At 73.6% G+C, this 15,830-nt stretch carries 11 protein-coding genes; 8 read left to right on the top strand and 3 right to left on the bottom strand.

All coding sequences use genetic code 11. The features are described 5' to 3' along the window. Positions 1-50 precede the first annotated feature (50 nt). From scy to ACFC0G_RS09855, 6 genes are all read left to right on the top strand, one after another. The gene (scy, locus tag ACFC0G_RS09830; protein ID WP_376400505.1) at positions 51-4,583 is read left to right on the top strand and encodes a polarized growth protein Scy; all 4,533 of its coding nucleotides are present in this window, start codon (positions 51-53) and stop codon (positions 4,581-4,583) included. Between the two features lie 114 nt (positions 4,584-4,697). Next, complete coding sequence (locus ACFC0G_RS09835) at positions 4,698-5,633, top strand: cellulose-binding protein (RefSeq protein WP_317599205.1); 936 nt, start codon at positions 4,698-4,700, stop codon at positions 5,631-5,633. Positions 5,634-5,743: 110 nt separating this feature from the next. Then, positions 5,744-6,712, top strand: coding sequence for an ATP-binding cassette domain-containing protein (locus tag ACFC0G_RS09840; protein ID WP_376399965.1), 969 nt, complete (start codon positions 5,744-5,746; stop codon positions 6,710-6,712). A gap of 3 nt (positions 6,713-6,715) precedes the next feature. After that, on the top strand, positions 6,716-7,495 hold the full coding sequence (locus ACFC0G_RS09845) for an ABC transporter permease (RefSeq protein ID WP_376399968.1): 780 nt from the start codon (positions 6,716-6,718) through the stop codon (positions 7,493-7,495). 165 nt (positions 7,496-7,660) lie between these two features. Next, positions 7,661-8,866: an ABC transporter ATP-binding protein gene (locus ACFC0G_RS09850; RefSeq protein ID WP_376399972.1), complete on the top strand. Its 1,206-nt coding sequence runs from the start codon at positions 7,661-7,663 to the stop codon at positions 8,864-8,866. After that, on the top strand, positions 8,863-9,699 hold the full coding sequence (locus tag ACFC0G_RS09855; RefSeq protein WP_376399975.1) for an ABC transporter permease subunit: 837 nt from the start codon (positions 8,863-8,865) through the stop codon (positions 9,697-9,699). Before ACFC0G_RS09850 ends, ACFC0G_RS09855 begins: the two co-directional genes overlap by 4 nt. A 43-nt stretch (positions 9,700-9,742) precedes the next feature. Here ACFC0G_RS09855 and ACFC0G_RS09860 read toward each other — a convergent pair whose 3' ends face one another. Further along, the gene (locus ACFC0G_RS09860) at positions 9,743-10,075 is read right to left on the bottom strand and encodes an ATP/GTP-binding protein (RefSeq protein ID WP_376399978.1); all 333 of its coding nucleotides are present in this window, start codon (positions 10,073-10,075) and stop codon (positions 9,743-9,745) included. 198 nt (positions 10,076-10,273) lie between these two features. Between ACFC0G_RS09860 and ACFC0G_RS09865 the strand changes: the two genes are divergently transcribed. Further along, on the top strand, positions 10,274-11,308 hold the full coding sequence (locus ACFC0G_RS09865) for an LLM class flavin-dependent oxidoreductase (RefSeq protein WP_376399981.1): 1,035 nt from the start codon (positions 10,274-10,276) through the stop codon (positions 11,306-11,308). Between the two features lie 115 nt (positions 11,309-11,423). Here ACFC0G_RS09865 and ACFC0G_RS09870 read toward each other — a convergent pair whose 3' ends face one another. Further along, complete coding sequence (locus ACFC0G_RS09870; RefSeq protein ID WP_359669716.1) at positions 11,424-11,816, bottom strand: SCO5389 family protein; 393 nt, start codon at positions 11,814-11,816, stop codon at positions 11,424-11,426. A 228-nt stretch (positions 11,817-12,044) separates the two neighbouring features. On the opposite strand from ACFC0G_RS09870, the gene nucS reads away from it, so the two are divergent. Further along, a complete protein-coding gene (gene nucS, locus ACFC0G_RS09875) occupies positions 12,045-12,716 on the top strand; it encodes an endonuclease NucS (protein ID WP_024759240.1) in 672 nt (223 codons plus the stop codon). A 123-nt stretch (positions 12,717-12,839) separates the two neighbouring features. Here nucS and ACFC0G_RS09880 read toward each other — a convergent pair whose 3' ends face one another. Then, positions 12,840-15,533, bottom strand: a complete 2,694-nt coding sequence (locus ACFC0G_RS09880) for an ATP-binding protein (protein ID WP_376399986.1) — start codon at positions 15,531-15,533, stop codon at positions 12,840-12,842. Positions 15,534-15,830 lie beyond the last annotated feature (297 nt).

Consider the following 15,830-nt stretch of genomic DNA (forward strand, 5'->3'; position numbering starts at 1 on the left):
GGGTTGGGGTCTCCCCTGCTCGGAGAGCTCGGGGAAGGATGGACCGCGCAGTGCGGGGCTACGAACGCCAGGAGAGCCACCGAGCTGAAGACGACCATCTCGCACGGTTCGAAGCCGAGATGGACCGGCTGAAGACCGAGCGGGAAAAGGCCGTCCAGCACGCCGAGGACCTCGGTTACCAGGTCGAGGTCTTGCGTGCCAAGCTCCACGAGGCGCGCCGCACCATCGCGTCCAGGCCCGCGTACGACAGCGCGGACATCGGCTACCAGGCCGAGCAGTTGCTGCGCAACGCGCAGGCGCAGGCCGAACAGCTCCGGCAGGACGCCGAGCGCGAGCTGCGCGAGGCCCGCGCCCAGACGCAGCGCATCCTCCAGGAGCACGCCGAGCACCAGTCGCGGCTCCAGGCCGAGCTGCACAACGAGGCGGTCCAGCGCCGCCAGCAGCTGGACCAGGAGCTCAACGAGCGCCGGCAGACCGTCGAGGCGCACGTCAACGAGAACGTCGCCTGGGCCGAGCAGCTGCGCGCCCGTACGGAGTCCCAGGCCCGCCGCCTGATGGAGGAGTCCCGCGCGGAGGCCGAGCAGTCGCTCGCCACCGCCCGCGCCGAGGCCACCCGGCTCGCGGAGGAGACCAGCCGCCGCGTCGGCGCCGAGGCCGAGGCGGCCCGCGCCGAGGCCGAGGCGATCCTGCTGCGCGCCCGCAAGGACGCCGAGCGGCTCCTGGGCGCCGCCTCCAGCCAGGCGCAGGAGGCCACGAGCCACGCCGAGCAGCTCCGCTCGACGACCACCGCCGAGACGGACCAGGCCCGCCGCCAGGCCACCGAGCTGTCCCGCGCCGCCGAGCAGCGCATGCAGGAGGCCGAGGAGAAGCTCCGGCTGGCCCGCGCCGAGGCCGAGAAGGCCCTCACGGAGGCCAAGGACGCCGCCGCCAGGCAGCTCGCCTCCGCGGAGTCCGTCAACGAGCAGCGCACCCGCACGGCCAAGACGGAGATCGCCCGGCTCGTCGGCGAGGCCACCAAGGACGCCGAGGCCCTCAAGGCCGAGGCCGAGGAGAAGCTCCGCGAGGCGACCGCCGAGGCCGAGAAGCTGCTCTCGGAGGCCTCGGAGAAGGCCCGTACGGCCGTCGCCGAGGACTCCGCCGCCGCGCTCGCCAAGGCCGCGCGCAGCGCCGAGGAGATCCTCACCAAGGCGTCCGACGACGCCCGCGAGACCACCCGCAAGGCCGCCGAGGAGGCCGAGCGGGTCCGCCGCGAGGCCGAGGCCGAGATGGACCGGCTGCGGGCCCGGGTCGAGGAGCAGGCCGACGAACTGCTCGGCTCGGCGAAGGACGACACCAAGGAGTACCGCGCCAAGACGGTCGAGCTCCAGGAGGAGGCCCGCCGGCTGCGCGGCGAGGCCGAGCAGCTGCGCGCCGAGGCCGTCGCGGAGGGCGAGCGGATCCGCGGCGAGGCCCGGCGCGAGGCCCTCCAGCAGATCGAGGAGGCGGCCGGCACCGCCGAGGAGCTGCTCACCAAGGCCCGTACGGACGCCGAGGAGCTCCGCACCAAGGCCGGCGCCGAGGGCGAGCGGGTCAAGTCCGAGGCCGTGGAGCGCGCCCAGACGCTCCGCGCCCAGGCCGAGGAGACCCTGGAGCGCACCCGCGCCGAGGCCGAGCGGCTGCGCGCCGAGGCCGAGGAGCAGGCGGAGTCGGTCAGGGAGACGGCCGAGGAGGCCGCCGCCGGGCTGCGCGCGGACGCCGAGCGGGCCGCCGAGGCCCGTCGCGCCGAGGCCGCCGAGGAACTGACCCGGCTGCACACCGACGCCGAGACGAAGGTGGCGGCGGCCGGCCGGGAGCTGACCGACGCCCGCGCCGAGAGCGAGCGGATCCGGCGCGAGACCGCCGAGGAGACGGAGCGGCTCCGCACGGAGGCCGCCGAGCGCATCCGTACGCTCCAGGAGCAGGCCGAGCAGGAGGCCGAGCGGCTGCGGGCCGAGGCCTCGGCCGACGCGTCCACCACGCGCACCGAGGCCGAGACCGCCGCCGTACGGCTCCGCACGGAGGCCGGCGAGGAGGCCGAGCGCCTGAAGTCGGAGGCGCAGGAGACCGCCGACCGCGTCCGGGCGGAGGCCGGGGCCGCCGCCGAGCGGGTGGCCGCCGAGGCCGCCGAGGCGCTGGCCGCCGCGCAGGACGAGGCCAACCGGCGCCGCCGCGAGGCCGAGTCGACCCTGGAGTCGGCCCGCTCCGAGGCCGGCCGGGAGCGCGAGCACGCCCGCGAGCAGTCCGAGGAGCTCCTCGCCGCCGCCCGCAAGCGGGTCGAGGACGCCCAGGCCGAGGCCCAGCGCCTGGTCGAGGAGGCGGACGCGCGGGCGACCGAGATGGTCACCGCGGCCGAGCAGACCGCCCAGGAGGTGCGGGACTCGGTGGCCGGGCTGCGCGAGCAGGCCGAGGAGGAGATCGCCGGGCTGCGCAGCGCCGCCGAGCACGCGGCCGAGCGGACGCGTACGGAGGCGCAGGAGGAGGCGGACCGGGTCCGGGCCGACGCGTACGAGGAGCGGGAGCGGGCGTCCGAGGACGCCTCCCGCACCCGGGCGCGCGCCCAGGAGGAGTCGGAGGCCGCGAAGGCGCTGGCCGAGCGGACGGTCGGGGACGCGATCGCCGAGTCGGAGAAGCTGCGGGCGGACACCGCGGAGTACGCGCAGCGGGTACGGACCGAGGTGACGGACTCGCTCGCCTCGGCGGAGCAGGACGCCGCCCGTACGCGGGCGGACGCCCGGGACGACGCGAACCGGATCCGTTCGGAGGCCGCCGAGCGCGCCGAGACGGTGGTCGGCGAGGCACGGGCGGAGGCGGACCGGATCGGCACCGAGGCCGAGCGGGTCCTCGACGAGGCCCGCAAGGCCGCCGACAAGCGGCGCTCCGACGCCGCCGAGCAGGCCGACACCCTCGTGGGCGAGGCGACGAGCGAGGCCGAGCGGGTCACGACGGAGGCGCTCGCGGAGGCCGAGCGGGTCACCGCCGAGGCGACCGCGGAGGCCGAGCGGCTCACGGCCGAGGCCGCCGAGCTCCTGGAGAGCACCGAGCAGGACGCGCGCCGGCTCCGTACCGAGGCCGAACAGGTCAAGGCCGACGGCGAGGCGCACGCGGAGGCGCTGCGGACCGCGGCGATCACGGACGGCGAGCAGGTCCTCGACGAGGCCCGCAAGGCCGCCGACAAGCGGCGCAGCGACGCCGCCGAGCAGGCCGACGCGCTCATGGCGGAGGCGACGAGCGAGGCCGAGCGGCTCACCGCCGAGGCGGTCGAGCTCATGGAGACGACCGAGCAGGACGCCCGGCGGCTCCGTGCCGAGGCCGAGCAGGTCAAGACCGATGGGGAGGCGCACGCCCAGGCGCTGCGGACGGCCGCCCTCGCCGACGGCGAGCAGGTCCTCGACGAGGCCCGCAAGGCCGCCGACAAGCGCCGCAGCGACGCCGCCGAGCAGGCCGACGCGCTCATCGCCGAGGCGACGAGCGAGGCCGAGCGGCTCACCCGCGAGGCGGGCGAGCTGTCCGACGCGGTCACGGCGGACGCGCGCGCCGACGCCGAGCGGGTCGCGGCGGAGGCCGCCGAGCAGGCCGCGCGGACCATCGCCGAAGGCGAGCGGGCCAAGGCCGACGCGGAGGCAGCGGCGGCCGCGACGGTGGCCGCCGCGCAGCAGGACGACGAGCGGATCCGCAGCGAGTCGGAGCGGCTCAGGGCGGACGCCGAGGCGGCGGCCGAGCAGATGCGGTCGGAGGCCCGCGCGGAGGCGGACCGGACGCTCGACGAGGCCCGGGACGCCGGCGCGCGGAAGCGTTCGGACGCGGCCGAGCAGGCGGACCAGCTCATCGCCAAGGCCCAGGAGGAGGCGCTGCGCGCCACCACCGAGGCCGAGACGCAGGCGGACACGATGGTCGGCGCGGCCCGCAAGGAGGCCGAGCGGATCGTCGCCGAGGCGACCGTCGAGGGCAACTCGCTGGTGGAGAAGGCCCGTACGGACGCCGACGAACTGCTCGTCGGGGCACGCAGCGACGCGACGGCCATAAGGGACCGGTCCGAGGAGCTGCGGGGCCGCGTCGAGGGCGAGATCGAGGAACTGCACGAGCGGGCGCGGCGCGAGAACGCCGAGCAGATGAAGACGGCCGGCGAGCGCGTCGACAAGCTGGTCAAGGCCGCCACGGAGCAGCGCACCGAGGCCGAGGAGAAGGCCAAGGAGCTGGTCTCCGAGGCGAGTTCCGAGGCGAGCAAGGTCCGCATCGCTGCGGTGCGGAAGGCGGAGGCGCTCCTCAAGGAGGCCGAGCAGAAGAAGGCGTCGCTCGTCGCGGAGGCCGAGGGCATCAAGGCGGAGGCCGAGCGGCTGCGGGCCGACGCGGAGGCCGAGGCCGAGCGGACCGTCGCCGAGGGCAAGCGGGAGCTGGAGGTGCTCGTGCGCAGGCGCGAGGACATCAATGCCGAGATCTCCCGTGTCCAGGACGTGCTGGAGGCGTTGGAGTCTTTCGAGACGCCGTCGGCGGGGGCGAAGGACGGGCTCAAGGCGGGTGTGTCGACGGGGGCCACTCGTTCGAGTGGCAAGTCCCAGGACGGCTAGCCACTCAAAAGGCTGGACATTCTCCAGATCAAACGGGCATACGCTCGATGACACGCCGCTTCGGCCCCTAGGATTCCCTCTAACACCTCACCGGTCTCATTCGACAGGAAACCCATGAGCGACACTTCCTCCCCCTTCGGCTTCGAGCTCGTGCGGCGCGGTTACGACCGCGGTCAGGTGGACGACCGCATTACCAAGCTCGTTTCCGACCGCGACAGCGCGCTGTCCCGCATCACCTCGCTGGAGAAGCGCATCGAGGAACTCCACCTCGAAACGCAGAACGCCCAGGCGCAGGTCACCGACGCGGAGCCGTCGTACGCCGGCCTCGGTGCCCGTGTCGAGAAGATCCTCCGACTCGCCGAGGAGGAGGCGAAGGACCTGCGCGAGGAGGCCCGTCGCGCCGCCGAGCAGCACCGCGAGCTCGCCGAGTCGGCCGCCCAGCAGGTGCGCAACGACGCGGAGTCCTTCGCGGCCGAGCGGAAGTCGAAGGCCGAGGACGAGGGCGTCCGGATCGTCGAGAAGGCGCAGGGCGAGGCCAACTCGCTGCGTGGCGAGGCGCAGAAGGACGCGCAGTCGAAGCGCGAGGAGGCGGACGCCCTCTTCGAGGAGACCCGCGCCAAGGCCGCCCAGGCCGCCGCGGACTTCGAGACCAACCTGGCGAAGCGCCGCGAGCAGTCGGAGCGCGACCTGGCCTCGCGTCAGGCCAAGGCCGAGAAGCGCCTCGCGGAGATCGAGCACCGCGCCGAGCAGCTCCGCCTGGAGGCCGAGAAGCTGCGTACGGACGCGGAGCGCCGGGCCCGTCAGACGGTGGAGACCGCGCAGCGCCAGGCCGAGGACATCGTGGCCGACGCGAACGCGAAGGCCGACCGGATCCGCAGCGAGTCGGAGCGCGAGCTCGCGGCGCTGACGAACCGCCGCGACTCGATCAACGCCCAGCTGACCAACGTCCGCGAGATGCTGGCGACCCTGACGGGTGCCGCCGTCGCGGCGGCCGGCTCCCCGATCGACGACGAGCGCGCGGCCGGCGTCCCGGCCCAGCAGTCCCGCTGAGGCCCCGCGGCCCCAGGAGCAGCACGTCGCGGTAACGCGTAGGCGACAGCTCGCAAAACCCCCCGTCACTCCGGTGGCGGGGGGTTTTGCGCGCCCTTAACTTGGTACGCATGATCGAGCTTGAGGGCCTGACCAAGCGCTACGGAACGAAGACAGCGGTCGACCATCTCTCCTTCCAGGTCCGGCCGGGCGTCGTCACCGGTTTCCTCGGGCCGAACGGGGCGGGCAAGTCGACGACGATGCGGATGATGCTCGACCTGGACAACCCGACCAGCGGTACGGTCCGGATCGACGGCAAGCACTACCGGGACCTCGCGGAACCGCTCAAGTACATCGGCGCGCTGCTCGACGCCAAGGCGATGAACGGCGGCCGCTCCGCGTACAACAACCTGCTGTGTCTCGCGCAGTCCAACCGGATCCCGCAGAGCCGGGTGGGCGAGGTGCTCGACCTGGTGGGTCTGACGCCGGTCGCGAAGAAGAAGTCGAAGGGTTTCTCCCTCGGCATGGGCCAGCGGCTCGGCATCGCCTCGGCACTGCTCGGTGATCCCGAGATCCTGATGTTCGACGAACCCGTCAATGGTCTGGACCCCGAGGGAATTCACTGGATCCGCAATCTGATGAAGGCCTTGGCCGGCGAGGGCCGGACGATCTTCGTCTCCAGCCATCTGATGAGCGAAATGGCGCTGACGGCCGATCATCTGATCGTGATCGGGCAGGGAAAGCTGCTGGCCGACACGTCGATGGCGGATTTCATCCAGCAGAATTCCAGGAGTTATGTGCGGATGCGTTCTCCGCAGCAGGAACGGCTGCGGGACGTGCTCCACACCAACGGATTCACGGCCATCGAGGTGGGCGACGGACACCTCGAAGTGGACGGGGCGACGACCGAGAAGCTGGGCGAGCTGGCGGCGGAGCACGGGCTCGTACTGCACGAGCTGAGCTCGCAGCGCGCCTCCCTCGAAGAAGCGTTCATGCAGATGACGGCCGGTGCGGTGGAGTACCACGCGCACGGCACCGACGTACACGGCGCCGCACCGGCGCCCGGCCCCCAGTGGGGCTCGACCTCCAAGGGAGCCTGAACGATGGCAGCGGCATCCGCGGTTCTCCAGTCCGAGTGGACCAAGATCCGGACGGTGTCGTCGACCGTCTGGACGCTGGCGAGCGCCCTCCTCGTCACGGTGGTGATGAGCGCGGCGCTCTGCGCCCTGTTCAAGTCGACCTTCGACGATCTCAGCGAAGTGGAGCGGGCCACCTTCGACCCGACGTTCGCCAGCTTCTCCGGGATGATCCTCGGCCAGCTGGCGATGGTGGTCTTCGGCGTCCTGGTGGTCGGCACCGAGTACTCCTCGGGCATGATCCGCACCTCGCTCGCGGCGGTCCCGCAGCGCGCCACCTTCCTCTTCTCGAAGATCGCAGTAGCCGGCGGGCTCGCCCTGCTCGTGGGCCTGGCGACCAGCTTCCTCTCCTTCTCCCTCGGCCAGGCGCTCCTCGGCGAGCACCGCACCACCCTCGGCGCGGACAACGTGCTGCGCGCGGTGGTCGGCGGAGGCCTCTACATGGGGCTGATCGCGATCTTCTCGATGGGCGTGGCGGCGATGCTGCGCTCCTCGATGCTGTCGCTGGGCATCCTGGTGCCGTTCTTCTTCCTGATCTCGCAGATCCTCTCGGCGGTCCCGAAGGCCAAGGAGGTCGCCCTCTACTTCCCCGACCAGGCCGGCTCCAAGATCATGCAGGTGGTGCCGGACGCGATGGGCACGGAGGAGGCGCCGTACGGGCCGTGGGGCGGGCTCGGGATCATGCTCGTCTGGGTGGTGGCGGCGGTCCTCGGCGGCTACCTGGTGATGAAGAAGCGCGACGCCTGACCCGTAGGGGTCCACCTGGGAATCTCCCGGAGATTCCCTTCCGCTTCCCTTCCGCTTCGCTGGAACCGTCAACGGCTGGATAAGCTCCTCATTCATACGGGGGGCTCCGGCCGTCGGCCGCCACGCCCCGACACGGATGCGACGACCTGTCGATGGGGCTGGAGAATGATCGAGGCAGTCGGCCTGACGAAGCGCTACGGCGCCAAGACGGCCGTGTACAACCTTTCCTTCCAGGTGAGGCCCGGTGTGGTCACCGGCTTCCTGGGCCCGAACGGGTCCGGGAAGTCGACGACGATGCGCATGATCCTCGGGCTCGACCGGCCCAGCGCGGGTCAGGTGACGATCGGCGGCCACCCCTTCCGGCAGCTCCCGAACGCGCCCCGGCAGGTCGGCGCGCTCCTTGACGCCAAGGCCGTGCACGGCGGCCGGAGCGCGCGCAGCCACCTGCTGTCGCTCGCCCAGCTGGCGGGCATCCCGGCGCAGCGCGTCGACGAGGTCCTCGGCGTCGTCGGCCTCCAGGACGTGGCCAAGCGGCGTTCGAAGGGCTTCTCGCTCGGCATGGGCCAGCGGCTCGGCATCGCGGCGGCGCTCCTCGGCGACCCGCAGGTGCTGCTCTTCGACGAGCCGGTGAACGGCCTGGACCCGGAGGGCATCCTCTGGGTCCGGAACCTGATGAAGAAGCTGGCCGCCGAGGGCCGGACCGTCTTCGTCTCCAGCCACCTCATGAGCGAGATGGCGCTGACGGCGGACCACCTGATCGTGATCGGCCGGGGGCAGCTGCTCGCGGACATGAGCGTCACGGACTTCATCTCGGCGAACTCCGCCGACTTCGCCCGGGTGCGGACGCCGCAGACCGAGCCGGCGCAGCGGGAGAAGCTGACGGCGGCGCTCATGGAGGCCGGCGGCCAGGTGCTGTCCGAGCCGGACGGCGCGCTGCGCGTGACGGGCCTGCCCCTGCCGCGGATCAGCGACCTGGCGCACGGCGCGGACGTACGGCTCTGGGAGCTCTCCCCGCACCAGGCCTCCCTGGAGGAGGCGTACATGCGGATGACGCAGGGCGCGGTGGACTACCGTTCCACCGACGACCGGCTCGCCCACCTCCAGGCGCCGCAGCAGCCCGGGCAGCCGGGGTACGGGATGCCGCCGCAGCAGCAGCCGATGTCCCCCGAGGTGCCGCAGCAGGGCTGGTACGCCCCGCCGCCGCCCGGACAGAACCCGTACGCCGGGGCTCCGCAGGCCCCCGCGGCGCCGAGCCCGTACGCCGCGCCGCACCAGGCCGCCCCGAGCGCGCCGGCGGCCCCTCCGACCGCTCCGGCCGCTCCGCAGCCGGGCACCCCGCAGCCGAGCGACACCACCAAGGACGCCCGATGACCGCCCCCACCCACCACCACGCTCCGGCGCCGCACGCCGCCTACGTCTCCCCCATCCCGGTCCGCCGGGCGCACCTCGGGGACGCGCTCGCCTCCGAGTGGACGAAGATCCGCTCGGTCCGGTCGACGTTGTGGACGCTCGGCGTCATGATCCTGCTGATGCTGGGCATCGGCCTGGGTGTCGCGGCGATCGCCGCGACCTCCGAGGCGCCGATGGGCGAGGAGTCCGCGCTCGGCTTCGGCTTCTTCGGGATGCTTCCCGCATCGATCTGCGTGATCACGCTCGGGGTCCTGACGATCGCCTCCGAGTACGGCACGGGCATGATCCGTACGACCCTGACCGCCTGCCCGAGCCGGGCGCGGGTGCTGACGGCGAAGGCGCTCGTCTTCTTCCTGCTGGTCTTCACGGTCACGACCGTCTTCGCGACGCTGGTGGCGGTGGCCCAGGTCGCCATGGTGGACGCGCGGGAACCCACGGGCGGCGAATGGCTGCGGGCGACGGTCGGCGCGGGCGCCTACCTGGCGATGCTGGGTCTGCTGTCGCTGGCGCTCGGGACGCTCATCCGGCACTCGGCCGGCGCGATCACCGTGATGATCGGCCTGCTGCTGCTTCCGCTGGTGGCGGCGCTGTTCATGTTCTCGGAGGCGCTCCGGTCGGTGCAGGAGGCCCTCTTCACCTACGCGATCCCCTCGCAGATGATCGCGCTGTACAGCGAGCGTCCGCCGTTCGGCGACAGCGGCCCGGCGGGCTGGGAGCCGCTGCTGATCGTGACCGGCGTCACGGCCGCGGCGCTGGCCGGCGCCTACGCCCTGCTGAACAGCAAGGACGTGTGAGGACGCCGGCGAGGACCGGGGCGGACAGTCCCCGGTACGTCGGCTAGTACTTCGGCGCGTTACGGGACCGCTGCACCCTGCTGGTGCGGCGGTCCTTCGCGTTCCAGCAGGCCTTGTGCCAGTGGCGCCGGTCGTCCACTCCCCCGTACTCGGGCCAGGCGACGACGTGCGGGGCCCCGGGCGGGATCTCCTGGTCGCAGCCGGGGCAGCGGTAGCGCTTCCCGGGCGAGCTCGCTCCGGCGACGAGGCGGACGTACCACTCCTCGCCCTGCCAGGTCTCGCTGCGCTGCGCACCGCCGTACCGGTCGCCGGGTTCGCCCGGCTGCGGCTGCTCGGGCTTATCGCCGCCTCGGGAACGGTTGTGGCGCGGGGACACGGGCACACCTCACGGGGTCTGGGAACACGGACCGTTCTCTCCAGCCTACGGGCCGCGATGCGGTGCCCCGGGCCCCGTCCACGGCGGCTTAGCCGAAAATCGCAAGAACTTCATGAACGGCCGTTGCCTTTGGCACGTGTCAGACGTTGTTGCCTGTGCGAGGGGAGATACGCGTCGGCCGCAAGGAGGCAGAAGGCGATGCGCGTGGGTACGTTCGTTCTGGCCGCCCAGTTCCCGGGCCAGGGACAAGGGGAGGCGTTGCACCGGGCGGTGCGGACCGCCGAGGTCGCAGAAGAGGCGGGGCTCGACTCCGTCTGGCTCGCCGAGCACCACTTCGTGCCGTACGGGGTCTGCCCCTCGGCCGTGACGCTCGCCGCGCTGCTCCTCGGCCGCACCCGGCGGCTGCGGGTGGGCACGGCGGTGAGTGTGCTGCCGACCGTCCACCCGGTCGCCCTGGGAGAGCAGGCCGCGCTGCTGCACCTCACGTCGGGCGGCAGGTTCACCCTCGGGGTGGGGCGGGGCGGTCCCTGGGTCGACCTGGAGGTGTTCGGCGCGGGCCTGGAGGCGTACGAAGGAGGCTTCCCCGAATCGCTCGATCTGCTGCTGCGGTGGCTGGGCGAGCCCCGGGTCGGCGCCGAGGGGGAACGATTCGCTTTCCGCGAGGTGGCGGTGGTGCCCCGCGCGGACGAGCTGATCGGCGGCGGGGCGGGGCCCGAGGTGGTGGTGGCCTGCACCTCGCCGAAGAGCGTGCGGCTCGCCGCGGAGCGGGGGCTTCCGATGCTGCTCGGGATGCACTGCGGCGACGAGGACAAGGCCGAGATGGTCGCGGCCTGGGCGCGCTGCGCGCGGGAGGCCGGGCGGGACCCGGACGAGATCGCGCGGATCGGCGCCGGGCACGTCTCGGCGGGGGTGGCCCAGCTCGCGGACCGCGGCCCGGACGCGGCCGAGGCGCTGGTGAAGGCGATGCCGGGCTGGCTGAAGCAGGGGCTCGACGCGCATGTGACGGTCGACGGCCGGCACCGGGCGATGCGGGACCCCGTGGCGTACACGGAGCTGCTGTGCCGACTGCACCCCGTGGGTACGCCCCGGCTGGCGGCGGACCGGCTCGCGGCGACGGCGGAGCGTACGGGCATCACGCGGTTCGCTCTGCTCGCGGAGGGCTCGGGCGACCTCGCGGCGACCGAGGAGAACGTCCGGCGGCTCGGCGCCGAGGTCCTTCCGCTGCTGGTCTGACCGGGCCGCGGCCCGGCGGAGAGAGTGCGCTGCCGCTCCGGCATCTCCGCGCGGTCGACGCGTGTCGGCACGCGTCGACCGCGTCTCCCGCAATGCGGAGCGGCAGCACCATGTCTCAGCAGTCGCGCAGTTCCGGCGACTGGTTGAGCAGCTGCCCCCGTACGGACGTGAAGCGGGCGAGCCGCTCGTCCACCGCCGGGTCCAGCGGGAACACCGCCACGCGATGGCAGTTCTGGAAGGCGAGACGCACCCCGAAGTGCCGCTGCAGGGCGCCACGAATGGCATCGCTCGCGAGCGCGCGCAGCAGCTGACCACGTGCCTGCTCATTCGGCGGCGGCGTCTGGTTGTCGGCGAATTCTCCGCCGTCGACCTTCAGCTGAGCCACCAGAGAACTGATCATCTCCCATGCGAAGGGCAGGGAGGTCCGGACGCAGTCGACGAAGTCGGCTTCGTCGACCTCGCCTCGCTCGGCCTGTTCCAACAGTGCCGGTGAGACGTCGAGCGACATGGGTTCTCCTCTCGCGACCCCGCGGACGGGGTCTTGCGGGCAGGGGCGAAGGCCGGGCCGCCCGCCACGCAGCGTGCACGGACGACGACCTCCAGCTTCCACGGTAAGCGCGCAGACCTGGTCGCACCAGAAGATTGGGAACACAACAGGCTGATAACCGACGGGTGTTCGGCTCAGGATGATGCCCGAATCGCGCGGAAGAGCGCCCGTCTTGTAGCGTTGCGGACCATGCGTCTCGTCATTGCCCGTTGCTCCGTGGACTACGCGGGTCGGCTCACCGCCCACCTGCCCTCCGCACCCCGTCTGATCCTGATCAAGGCCGACGGGAGCGTCTCGATCCACGCGGACGACCGGGCGTACAAACCGCTCAATTGGATGTCCCCGCCGTGCACCCTGAAGGAGGGTGCGGACGGTGAGGCGGGCATCTGGACCGTGATCAACAAAGCGGGCGAGAAACTGATCATCACGATGGAGGAAATCCTCCACGATTCCTCGCACGAGCTCGGTGTGGACCCCGGTCTCATCAAGGACGGCGTGGAGGCCCACCTCCAGGAGCTCCTCGCCGACCGCATCGAGACCCTCGGCGAGGGGTACACCCTGATCCGCCGCGAGTACCCGACGGCGATCGGCCCGGTCGACATCCTCTGCCGCGACGCGGACGGCGGGACGGTCGCGGTGGAGATCAAGCGGCGCGGCGAGATCGACGGCGTCGAGCAGCTGACCCGCTACCTGGAGCTGCTCAACCGCGATCCGCACCTGGCCCCCGTGAAGGGCGTCTTCGCGGCGCAGGAGATCAAGCCGCAGGCGAAGGTGCTCGCGACGGACCGCGGCATCGGCTGCGTGGTCCTCGACTACAACGCGCTGCGCGGCATCGAGGACGACAAGCTCCGGCTCTTCTAGAGCCGACGGACGAAGCGGTACGAGTACGGGGACGGCCCCGGGTGCGGTGAGCGCGCCCGGGGCCGTCCCCGTATTTCGTCTTCCGTATCCGTATCCGTTTCCGCTTCCGCTTCCGGACCCGGGTCAGGCGATCGGCGTCTCCGAGGCGGCGGGGGTGTCGGAGGCGGACGGGCCGCCGAGGGACGCCGAGGCGGAGTTGCTCGGGGAGTTCTCCCCCGGCGGCGGAGCGCTGGTCGTCGGCGGCGCGGTGGTCGTCGGGGGCGGGGTCGTCGGCGGGGTGGTCGACGGCGACGGCGGGGTGGTCGACGGAACCGGGCTCGACGAGGTCGGACGCGGCCCGCCGGTGCTGGCCGACGGGCTCGACGGCGGCCGGGTCGTGGTGGGGGCGGTGGTGCCCGTAGGACTGTCCGACGGGGACGGCGCCGAGGACGACGGGGACGAGGACTCGGACGCGTCCGTCGAGCTCGGGGAGCCGGTGGCGCCGGGGCTCGTCGGCCCGTTCGACGGCGAGGTGCCGTCGGAGCCGGAGGGGCTCGGGGAGCCGGAGTCCGTGGGCTTGCCCGACTCGCCGGTGTCACCCGGCTCGTCGCCCTCCCCCGCGTCGCCGTCGGCCGGCGCTTCGGCGCCGTCGAGACCGTCGTCGGTGCCGTCGTCGGTCGCCGTGCTGTCGGAGGTGACGCGGTTCGTGGCGGGGTCCTCGCCGTTGCCGGAGGTCGCGCCGAGGGTGACGACGGTGCCGAGGACGGCCACGAGGAGCGCACCGGCGCCGACGGCGGCCAGGTTGCGGCGGGCGCCGGTGAGGATGCCGCCCTTGAGGCCCGGGCGGCGGCTGCCCTGGACGGTGTCCGGGCGGGTGATGAGCGTGGGGCCCTCGTCGGCGAAGTCCGGGAAGGCGGGCACCGGGGAGGTCGCCGGGCCGCGCACGGGGCCACCGGGCAGCGGGGCCGTCAGCGGCTCCGGGACCGGGGGCGCGGGACGGGGGGTGGTGCGGCGCAGGGCCGGGGTGCCGCGCGGCGGGGAGACGGGCTCCTCGGCACGGGCCGCGGCCGACGTGCCGTGCTCTCCCGAGAGGTCGGCGACGAGCGCGAGCGCCCGGCGGCCGGCGACGGTGCCGCGCTTGTCGGCGAGCACCCCGCGCATGCCGATGGAGGCTTCCAGCTCGGCGCGGGCCCGCTCCAGGTTTCCGGCGCAGATCGCGAGGACGCCGAGCTCGTGGTGGAAGTACGCCTCCTCGGCGACGTCCCCGGTGAGCCGGGCGGCCTCCTGTCCGGCGCGCAGGACCCGCTCCCAGGCGCCCCAGTGCAGTCCGGCGGCGAAGGCGGGCGCGGCGGCGCGGGCGAGGAGGACGGCGGTGGTCCGGCGCTCTCCGTCGGTGCCGGCTTCGGCGCCGGCGACGAGTGCGGTCAGGGCGGCGAGGAGGGCGTCGGACTCGGCGGCGGCGCGCTCGGGCGTGACGGAGGGGTGGCCGGCCCACCAGGCGTAGTGCTGGGCGGTGGTGTGGACGCGGTCGGCGGCGTCGTGCTCGTACCCGTGGGCGAGGAGCTGGGTGAGGACCCCGGCGGCGAGCCGGTAGCGGGTGCCGACCGGGGAGAGCAGTCCGCAGGCGACGAGCTCGCCGAGGGCGGCGTCGGCGTGGGTGTCGCCGACCAGGGCCGGCAGGTGGGCCTGGTGCGGGACCTCGCCGCCGAGGGCCACGGCGAAGCGCAGGGCGGCCTGGGCGGAGCGGCTGAGCCGGGAGGCGAGGAGGGCGGCGGGCGCGGCGCCCTCGCCGAGGCTGGGCAGGGGTATCTCGCGGAGTTCGACGTCGGGGTCGTCGACGCCGTCGAAGGCGGCGGCAGCGGCAGCGGCGGCCGCCGCGGGGTCGGTCGGGCCGAAGGCCTCTTCGAGGGCGCCGAAGGCGTCGAACTCGGCCGGGGTGACGCGCAGCCGGTCGCGCTGGCGCATCAGGGCCCCGGCCTGGACGAAGCGGAGGGGCAGGCCCTCGGACTCGAACCACAGGTCGCCGGCCCAGTTGGCCTCCTCGTCGGTGAGGGTGCGGCCGACGGCGCTCTCCAGGAGCTTGAGGGAGGCACCGCGGCCGAGGCCGGCGAGGGCGACCTCCTCGACGTGGGCGCCGGCCGAGGGGGCGGGCGCGTCGGGGGCGGCGGCGAGGAGGAAGGCGCACTCGGGGGCGGCGGCGAGGAGTTCGTCGAGGGCGGCGCCGCCGAACTCCAGGTCGTCGACGACGACGACGGCGCCGATGTCGCGGAGCCGGTCGGGGAGCGTGGTCCGGTCGGGCCGGTGGTTCGGGGCGTACCGGACGGTGCTGAAGAGCTCGTGGAGGAGCTCGGTGGGGGTGCGGTGGTGGCCGGAGAGGCGGACGACGCCGTCGGGGGCGAGCTCCGCGCAGTCGGCGGCGACCGCGTCGAGGAGGGCGGTGCGGCCGGAGCCGGCGGGGCCGGTGAGGCGGGCGGAGCGGCCGCGGGCGAGGATCTCGGCGAGCCGCTCGCGCTGTTCCTGGCGTTCGAGGAGGGGCAGTGCGGGGGCGGCGGGCCCGGGCGGTACGGGCGGGGCGGCGGCGCGGGCGGCCTCGGCGCGCTCCTCGGGGGTGCGGCGGCGGGGGGCCTCGGGCTCCTGGCCCGGCGGGCAGGGCTCTATCTCGCTGCCGTCGACGGGGTTGACGGTGAGGAGCAGCTCGCCGGAGACGAGGCGGACGACGCGGGCGCGTGCGGGGGCCGCGGGCGAGCGCTCGGGCAGGGCGGCGCCGAGCGCGGGGCGGGCGTCCTCGCCCTCGGTGTCGTGACCGTACTGCTCCGACCCAGGGTTGATCGGGTCCATGGTCCAAGCCCCCAAGAAGCGGTGTCAGGTGCCCGCCGGGTGGGTCCGTCAATGTGCAGGCGACCGAACCCTAGACCGTGGTCAGGCGGTCGGGAACAGCCGGGGGGCTTCAGAGACCAAGACGTCACGGTCTTGTGAGGATTGAGCGTGACGCCTGGTTCACACAGCTGCTTCACAGGGCCGTGTCCCCCCTGTCACCTCCGCCCGCCGGGTCCCACCCGCACCGGAGACGCCCCGCCGGGTACCGCCGTACCGGAGACGCCCCGCCGGGTCCCGCCGCGCCGGATCCGCCCGCGA

The sequence above is a fragment of the Streptomyces sp. NPDC056169 genome (assembly GCF_042268445.1).
Lineage (GTDB): Bacteria > Actinomycetota > Actinomycetes > Streptomycetales > Streptomycetaceae > Streptomyces.